Here is a 2,104-nt window from a genome sequence, read left to right on the forward strand (position 1 = left end):
TACCGTCACCTGGTGCGGGACCGCGCTCAGGCGCGCGGCTTCTCCCGCATCTCGTACGTCGCGATGAGGTCGCCCAGCTGGAGGTCGTTGAACGACCCCAGGTTGATGCCGCACTCGAAGCCCTCGCGGACCTCGGTGACGTCGTCCTTGAACCGGCGCAGGCCGGCCACCTCGACGTTCTCGGCGACGACGACACCGTCGCGGGTGATGCGCGCCTTGGCGCCGCGCTTGATCTCGCCGCTGCGCACGATGGAACCGGCGATGTTGCCGAACTTGCTCGACCGGAAGATCTCGCGGATCTCGGCGGTGCCGAGCTCCACCTCCTCGAACTCCGGCTTGAGCATGCCCTTGAGCGCCTGCTCGATCTCCTCGATGGCGTTGTAGATCACCGAGTAGTAGCGGATCTCGACGCCCTCGCGCTCGGCGTAGTCGGCGTTCTGGCCCTCGGCCCGCACGTTGTAGCCGATGATGATCGCGTCGGACGCCATCGCGAGGTTGATGTTGTTCATCGTGATCGCACCGACGCCGCGGTCGATGATCCGCAGGTCGACCTCGTCGCCCACGTCGATCTGCAGCAGCGCGTCCTCGAGCGCCTCGACCGAGCCCGACACGTCACCCTTGAGGAGGAGGTTGAGGGTCTCGACCTTGCCGGCGGCCAGGGCCTCGTTGAGGTCCTCGAGCGAGATGCGCTTGCGGGCCTTGGCCAGGGACGCCTGGCGGTCGGCAGCCTCGCGCTTCTCGGCGATCTGGCGCGCGGTGCGGTCGTCCGGGGCCACCACGAAGGTGTCACCGGCGCGCGGCACCGAGGAGAGGCCGAGCACCTGCACGGGACGCGACGGGGTCGCCTCCTCCACGTTGTCGCCGTGCTCGTCGAGCATGGCGCGCACGCGGCCGTAGGCCGAGCCGGTGACGATGGCGTCACCGACGTGCAGCGTGCCGGACTGGACCAGCACCGTCGCGGTCGCACCACGGCCACGGTCGAGGTTGGCCTCGATCGCGACACCGCGGGCGTCCTTGTCGGGGTTGGCCCGCAGGTCCAGGGCCGCGTCGGCGGTGAGCAGGACGGCCTCGAGGAGGCTGTCGATGTTCTGCCCCTGCCGGGCCGACACGTCGACGAACATCGTGTCGCCGCCGTACTCCTCGGCGACCAGGTTGTACTCGGTCAGCTGCTGGCGCACCTTGGCCGGGTTCGCACCCTCGACGTCGATCTTGTTGACGGCCACCACGATCGGCACGTCGGCCGCCTGCATGTGGTTGAGCGCCTCGATGGTCTGCGGCATCACGCCGTCGTCGGCGGCGACGACGAGGATCGCGATGTCGGTGACCTTCGCACCACGGGCACGCATGGCGGTGAACGCCTCGTGACCCGGGGTGTCGATGAAGGTGATCGCGCGGTCCTGGCCCTCGTGCTCACGGTGGACCTGGTAGGCACCGATGTGCTGGGTGATGCCACCGGCCTCGCCGGCCACGACGTCCTCGTTGCGGATCGCGTCGAGCAGGCGGGTCTTTCCGTGGTCGACGTGGCCGACGACGGTGACGACCGGCGGACGCGGCTGCAGGTCGGCGTCGTCCTCGCCCTCGATCCCCGTCTCCAGGTCGATGTTGAAGGAGTCGAAGAGCTCCTTCTCCTCCTCCTCGGGGGAGACGACCTGGATGTCGTAGCCGAGCTCGGCGCCGAGCACCTTGAAGGTGTCCTCGTCGAGGCTCTGGGTCGCCGTGGCCATCTCACCGAGGTGGAACAGCACGGTGACCAGCGACGCCGGGTTGGCGTTGATCTTGTCGGCGAAGTCGGTCAGCGACGAGCCGCGGCGCACCCGCACGACGGTCGAGCCGTCGCCACGGGGCACGGTGACGCCGCCGAGCGACGGCGCCTGCATCTGCTCGAACTCCTGGCGCTTCGCGCGCTTGGACTTGCGCCCGCGGACCGGACGGCCACCGCCGCGACCGAACGCACCGGCGGTCGAACCACGGCCCGCACCGCCACGGAATCCACCGCGACCGGCGAAGCCGCCACCGGCACCGGGACCGCCGGGGCCGCGACCGGCACCGGCGCCGGGACCACCCGGGCCACGCCCACCCGGACGGGCCGGGCGCTCACCGGGAC

At 70.2% G+C, this 2,104-nt stretch carries 1 protein-coding gene; it reads right to left on the minus strand.

All coding sequences use genetic code 11. The features are described 5' to 3' along the window. Positions 1 to 26 precede the first annotated feature (26 nt). On the minus strand, positions 27 to 2,104 hold a 2,078-nt coding region (gene infB, locus ACFUC1_RS20515), incomplete at its 5' end, for a translation initiation factor IF-2 (protein WP_379123152.1).

It is taken from the genome of Pedococcus sp. NPDC057267, assembly GCF_042668795.1.
Classification (GTDB): domain Bacteria; phylum Actinomycetota; class Actinomycetes; order Actinomycetales; family Dermatophilaceae; genus Pedococcus.